This is a genomic window from Halomonas sp. 3D7M (genome assembly GCF_014897885.1).
Lineage (GTDB): Bacteria > Pseudomonadota > Gammaproteobacteria > Pseudomonadales > Halomonadaceae > Vreelandella.
On record NZ_JABUZF010000271.1, the window covers coordinates 1 to 6,002 of the forward strand.

The window sequence follows — 6,002 nt, forward strand, 5'->3', positions numbered from 1 at the left end:
TAGTTCACATCAATACCGTCTGGGCGAATCTCTAGCGCGCGCTGAAACATGCGCTCAGCGGTATTGCTGTTGCCAAAGCCTAACGGCCTGCCTGGTGCGCGGTCGTATAGCGCTCCTAGCGTGACATAAGCCGAGCCATTGCCGCCTTGTGGGTCGATTTCAATGGCCCGCTCCAGCACATCGCGGGCATCGCCCGCGGTGCCTAATGCACCAAGCCCACCGCGTTCACGTGCGTAGGAAGCCAGCACGATGCCTTGCCAGATCAATACTTCCGCTTGATCAGGATGTTGGCTAGCCAATTGCTCAGCCTCACTGGCCAGCGCTTTAAGCGTGCTCTCACGCTCGTTAGCTGGCATCTCAGTGACGGTGTGTTCCCAGCGATTTTTTAGCGAGAATACGTCACCTTCATAAGCCGACACGCTTAATGGGGCTAGCGCTAAGGCGCTACCTAACGCCGCTGCAATGAGTAACCGAGAAAAAGGGGGTGTGCGCATAATAAGCTCCTGGTTTATTTTTGTGCTTTCTAACAAGTAATACGTTTGGTATTGGGGTCTGAAATCACCCACACCCATAATGTAACGAACGTTTGAATGAATCGCCAATAAATAAGCGCTTTGTTAACCACACTGCCATTAGCGTAAGCTGGTGCTCTTTGAGGAGGTGAAAAACGCAATGAAAGGCCGAAATATGACGCGCTGGCGCGATCCAGCGAAAGACCCGCGCCAACAACCTAAGAGCAACCTGATCACAGCAGAGGGTGCGGCTCGCCTACGCGCTGTCTTGGACCATCTATCGCGAGTTAAACGCCCCGCCATTTCGGCCAAAGTCGGCGAAGCGGCCGCCCAGGGTGACCGCAGTGAAAATGCCGATTACACCTATAACAAGAAAGAGTTAAACCGCGTTATTGCGCGTATCGGCTACCTAACAAAACGGTTGGACGAACTGCAAATTGTTGATCGTCTGCCCGCTGACACCAGCAAGGTTTTTTTTGGCGCGTACGTCGATTTGGAAGATGAAAGCGGAGAGCAAGTTCATCTTAGAATTGTTGGCCACGACGAAATCGATACCAAAAAGCGCTGGATCAGTATCGATGCCCCTATGGCCAAAGCACTGCTCGGGAAAGAAGTAGACGACGATATCACGGTACTCACACCCAATGGCGAGACGTTCTACACCATCACGGCGATCCGTTATCCGGGCATGAAATCACCGCCTACTTGAGGCGCTAAGGACTACTCTTCTAACGCGTAATCTACCGTAGTGACGACTCTGATTCGCTTGATATGGGGTGTATAGCTATCAAGATCTTCAATGGAAAAGTAGCCCTGGGTCGCTTGGCGTATTCCCCCAACACCACTACCAGAATCCTCGGCAAACTGCTGGGCTGCATTGCGTGCATCAGCCGTCGCTTCAGCAATCATTTCAGGCTTAATGTCGTCTAAGCCAGTAAACAAAAACTCAGTGCGGTATTCATAGCTAGGCGACAACAGCACGCCTTGACGTACCAAAGCAGTGGCTTGGGGCACCGCCTCTATCACCCCACTAACATTATCAGTACGTAGCAACAACGTAGCCTCAGCCCGATAGCGCTCGTCTGGGCGTTCGCCACCATACATATTGCTAAATTGATCAGTGATACGCGGTGGCGTTACGCTGACGTTGCCCATATCGAAACCACGGGCATCCAGAAATTGGCGAATCAACTGCTCATTGCTGGAAAGTTGCTGCTCTAAGTCAGAAAGCGAATTGGCATTAACAGTATAGTTAAGTGGCCATAGCACCATATCCGCCGCCACTTCGCGCTCGGACAAGCCACGCACGGTGACGCTGCGTGAAGATTGCTGCCAAACCTCCGCTGCCCCTTTGAAGTAACTGCCTCCCCACACTAGCCCCAGCGCCAGCAAACCGCCCAAGATCAACGCACTGCCAATAACGGCCGTCGTACGAACGCTTCCTGTCATTTCCATCTCCTTTTACACGTGTCACCGAAACGAGGCTTACAAATGGCATCATAGACGTAAATAGTCGTCTCAGCAGTGGCGCTTGCTATTTAGCGGCTCGATACACTTTAAAGCGCCGATTATCTGCCAAGGTCTCAAAACTACCGAAGGTGCCTTCCAGCACATCAGGATAAGGAAGAAAGGCATTCGCCACTAACACAAGCTGCCCCTTGGCCGATAAATGATTGGGCGCTTCTGAAATCAGCCGTGCGCTAGGGCTATAGGTAATCTCGCGCTCCTGATGAAACGGCGGATTGCTGATGATCAGATCAAACTGCTCTCCCCCAAGCGCTGAATAGACGTCGCTCTCAAGCACTCGACCACTAAGCTGGTTGGCTGCTAGCGTTCGGCGGCACGCTTCCACTGCAAACGCACTGACATCCACGGCGGTGACCTGATGGCCTCGCGCTGCAAGCCAAGCACTGATAATGCCGTCGCCGCAGCCCATATCCAGCACGTTGAGCGGCTTTTTGGGCAAGCTAGTCGCTATGCTTTCGAGCATTAAACGCGTGCCTTCATCAACCTTGCCGTGACCAAAGACGCCAGGATGACTCACCAGTTTTAAATCCAGCGCGTCAAAGGTTTGCCACGCATTATCTGGCTGCTCCATCGCTACCGTGCGCGTAGCAAACAACGAGCAACGACGAGCATTATCGAGCTTATCGCAGCGCATGCCCAACTCATTCAATATCTTAGGCACGCGCTTGATGCCTCCCTGGTGCTCACCAACAACATCAAGCGGGGTATTTTCAGGCAACACGTGACATAGCCATGTTAGCCACCAGATTCCCAGTTGATGAGCCTTCGGCCAAAACAGCACCACCTGCCCAGCCTGCTGAATAAAGGGTGCATCAAACGGGCTAGCGGCTGCTTTACCGCCGGATGCCCAGTGTTCACGCAGCGCCACATCCCCACTTATCATTGCCGTGGAGTGGGCTTGCAACCAAGCATCAGCAGGCGGCGCAACGGGCCATAAGTTAGCCGCTTGGCCATAGAAACGTTCAAGGAGTTGGCAAGCAGGCAGTTGAGCGCTCATACATCGGCCTCGGGTTTGGTGAAGGTGTAAAGTAAATAGCGACCTAGCCGCCAGTGAGGATCTTGGCGGCAATACTGCTTTTCGAGCGCCAGCAGCGTTGCCTGCTCGCTCTCTTCCGCAGAGGGATGGCGTAAATAGTCCTGAAAAATTCGTATCCCGGCAACGGAATCCATGCGCAGGCCGTTATTCGCTGCCCACTGGCACACTTCGTCGTGGGTGACCGGTGAGATAGGCGTTAACCGCTGTCGCTTACCTTTGCCCTCAAGCTGGTCGCTAAGCGCTTTTTGTAAGTTACCTTTGATGACGTTGGAAAAACGCAACGCATCGCGGTTAAACACCATCAAACTTAACTGCCCGCCGGGGGCAAGCAGACTCGCCAGCGTTTGCACAGCCTGCTCAGGCTCTCCTAACCACTCAAGCACAGCGTGGCAGGTAATAAGCGGCCACGGCCCAGGCGCTTGCTGCGGCAGCGACTGAAGTGGCGCGGCAAGATAGCGCAGCTGTTCTGGTGGCCAAGCATCTGCAGCACATCGCTCGTCATGCCATGCATTTGCATGGGCCAACATATCCTGGGAAGGCTCTGCCATGGTGACCGCGTGCCCACGCTGAGCAAACCAGCCCGAGAGCTGTCCTAAACCACCACCAACATCAAGTACTGGCTGTGCTGTCAGGCGCAGCATTTGCGGCAGCAAATAATCCAGCATCGCCAGCCGCAGCTCGCCACGGGGCGCTTGGTAAAGCGAACGAGAGAACTTATCGACCAAGCCATCGAAATAGCGATCTCCCGCTTGGGTTAGCTCATAGCCTTTTGCAATATGGCTGTTTGAAATATGACTTGTTGATGTATCAAGAGGATGCATGCATGGCGCCAAGCGTTGACTCAAAGTCGCGTAGTTTAACCTGCCTGAGAGCAGAAGGCTTGCTCCGATAGTGAAGACAACGGGGGCTAATTGTCGATGCCAAGCCATACCACGAGTATTGTCTTTCGGATCGAAAACAGCTAATTTGGGAACGTTCCCATTTATTTAAGAAACACGCCACTTATGCCGTCACCTCGGGCCACCCTCATCGAAGTTGCCAAATTAGCGGGTACATCCAAAACCAGCGTCTCACGTTATTTCGGTTCAGAACGCGAACGGCTAACCCCCAAGCTCCAGTCACAAATTGAGCAGGCAGCTAACACATTGGGCTATCAACCCAATCTCATGGCGCGTGGCCTAAAAGGCGGAGGCTCACGGCTGCTGGGTATGCTAGTGGCTGATATACGTAACCCTTTTTCGGTTGCCGCTGTGCATGGCGTGGAGCAGGCCGCTCGAGCCCACGGCTATTCGCTGATCGTATGCAATACCGATAACGACCCAGAGCAAGAACAAACGCAACTAGCGTCGCTGGCCGCCTACCAAGTGGAAGGACTAATCATCAATGCGGCGGGGCAACCTGAATCTCAGTTGCAAGCATTAATGCACAGCGGTATTCCGCTGGTGCTGCTTGATCGCGAAATTCGCCAACTCGATGCCGAGGTTATTGGGCTCGATAACACCCAAGCGATTGATATGGCACTGGATCACTTAGTGCAACAAGGCTATCGCTCAGTGCTTTATGTAAGTGAAGCACCTGAACATGCCAGCGCTCGCCAAGAACGGCTGAAACGATTTAAGCAGCAAGTAAAAACCCTAGGCCTGGACAACCAGACGCTAGTGCTAAGCAGCCTAGATGAACATTCAGCCCTGCCAACATTAAGCGAGTTTACCCGGCGGCCTGCCAGCGCTCCCAAGGCAGTATTGTGCGCCAACGGCAACGTAACGCTCGCGATGGTGCGCGGCTTTCAGCACCTTGGCCTCACGATGGGCTCAATCGGTTTACTAGGCATTGATGAGTTGGAGTGGTGTGAACTCGTGTCGCCAGGCATCACCACCCTTGCCCAGCCAACCGATGCGATTGGTCAAGCCGCAGTTGCCTGCCTGCTTAATCAGCTTCCCCAGCACGCAGGTAAGCTCGCCGTGCAAGCCCGACACTCACCAACGCTAATTGCCCGGGGTAGCACTACCCCCTCAGGATAGCCCTTACCTGCAGCGTTGCGAGACGCCGTACAACTGACACCTCGAAATGGTATCGTTCCCAATCAGCAGCAAAACGAGTGAGACGCCCTATGACACAGTCTGATTCTGCACCCAAAATACTGACCTTCGGCGAAGCCATGGCCATGTTTGTCGCCGATGCCCCCGGCCCTCTTGCAAACATTGAGCACTTTCAGCGCCGTTTGGCGGGTGCCGATAATAATGTCGCGATAGGCCTCTCCAGGCTGGGCTTTCAGGTAAGCTGGCTAAGCCGAGTGGGCAATGACAGTTTCGGCCAATTTATTCGCAAAGCACTGGAAGCTGAGCGTATCGATAGCCAGCATATTCACACTGACTCACAGCGCCCCACAGGACTGCTCTTTAAAGAGCGTGCACAGAACGGCGCTGACCCGCGAGTTGAATATTTCAGACAAGGCAGTGCCGCGAGCCACCTCTCTATTGAGGATGCTAAGAATGTCGACTTTCAGGCACTTACCCACCTACACGCAACAGGCATTACCCCAGCCTTATCTGAAAGCGCTTGCCAGCTTACCCGCCATTTGATGAAACAGGCGCGTGCTCATGGTGCGAGTATTTCCTTTGACCCCAATCTGCGTCCGTCACTTTGGCCCAACGAGAACGTCATGCGCACTACCTTAAATGAACTTGCCAGCCGTGCCGATTGGGTATTGCCAGGGCTGGCCGAAGGGCGCTTGCTGACTGGCTGCGAATCGCCTGAAGCAATTGCCGACTTCTATCTGGCGCGCGGTGTTAAGGCTGTCATTATTAAACTGGGTCCAGAAGGTAGCTACTATCGCGGCAACATCAACGGCTCACTGGAAAGTTGTTTGGTTCCTGGTCAACCAGTCGCTGAAGTAGTCGATACCGTTGGCGCAGGCGATGGCTTCG

At 53.8% G+C, this 6,002-nt stretch carries 7 protein-coding genes; 3 read left to right on the plus strand and 4 right to left on the minus strand.

Translation table 11 applies throughout. The annotated features are described in order from the left end of the window. Nucleotides 1-494, minus strand: a 494-nt coding sequence (locus INT22_RS18920; protein ID WP_193068756.1) for a hypothetical protein, incomplete at its 3' end; no start/stop codon positions are given. A 178-nt stretch (nucleotides 495-672) separates the two neighbouring features. Between INT22_RS18920 and greB the strand changes: the two genes are divergently transcribed. After that, complete coding sequence (gene greB, locus INT22_RS18925) at nucleotides 673-1,221, plus strand: transcription elongation factor GreB (RefSeq protein WP_193061239.1); 549 nt, start codon at nucleotides 673-675, stop codon at nucleotides 1,219-1,221. Between the two features lie 11 nt (nucleotides 1,222-1,232). Here greB and INT22_RS18930 read toward each other — a convergent pair whose 3' ends face one another. The 3 genes from INT22_RS18930 to INT22_RS18940 form a co-directional block, all read right to left on the minus strand. After that, a complete protein-coding gene (locus INT22_RS18930) occupies nucleotides 1,233-1,961 on the minus strand; it encodes an SIMPL domain-containing protein (RefSeq protein ID WP_089037575.1) in 729 nt (242 codons plus the stop codon). 85 nt (nucleotides 1,962-2,046) lie between these two features. Further along, on the minus strand, nucleotides 2,047-3,036 hold the full coding sequence (locus INT22_RS18935; RefSeq protein ID WP_193061238.1) for a methyltransferase: 990 nt from the start codon (nucleotides 3,034-3,036) through the stop codon (nucleotides 2,047-2,049). Further along, nucleotides 3,033-3,896 (minus strand): methyltransferase domain-containing protein, encoded by an 864-nt coding sequence (locus tag INT22_RS18940; protein WP_193061237.1) that lies wholly within the window; start codon nucleotides 3,894-3,896, stop codon nucleotides 3,033-3,035. The genes INT22_RS18935 and INT22_RS18940 overlap by 4 nt, the downstream gene beginning before the upstream one ends. Before the next feature lie 183 nt (nucleotides 3,897-4,079). Here INT22_RS18940 and INT22_RS18945 point away from each other — a divergent pair, with 183 nt between their 5' ends. Next, the gene (locus tag INT22_RS18945; protein ID WP_193061236.1) at nucleotides 4,080-5,096 is read left to right on the plus strand and encodes a LacI family DNA-binding transcriptional regulator; all 1,017 of its coding nucleotides are present in this window, start codon (nucleotides 4,080-4,082) and stop codon (nucleotides 5,094-5,096) included. Nucleotides 5,097-5,185: 89 nt separating this feature from the next. Then, a partial coding sequence (locus tag INT22_RS18950) for a sugar kinase (RefSeq protein WP_226912918.1) occupies nucleotides 5,186-6,002 on the plus strand: 817 nt, incomplete at its 3' end.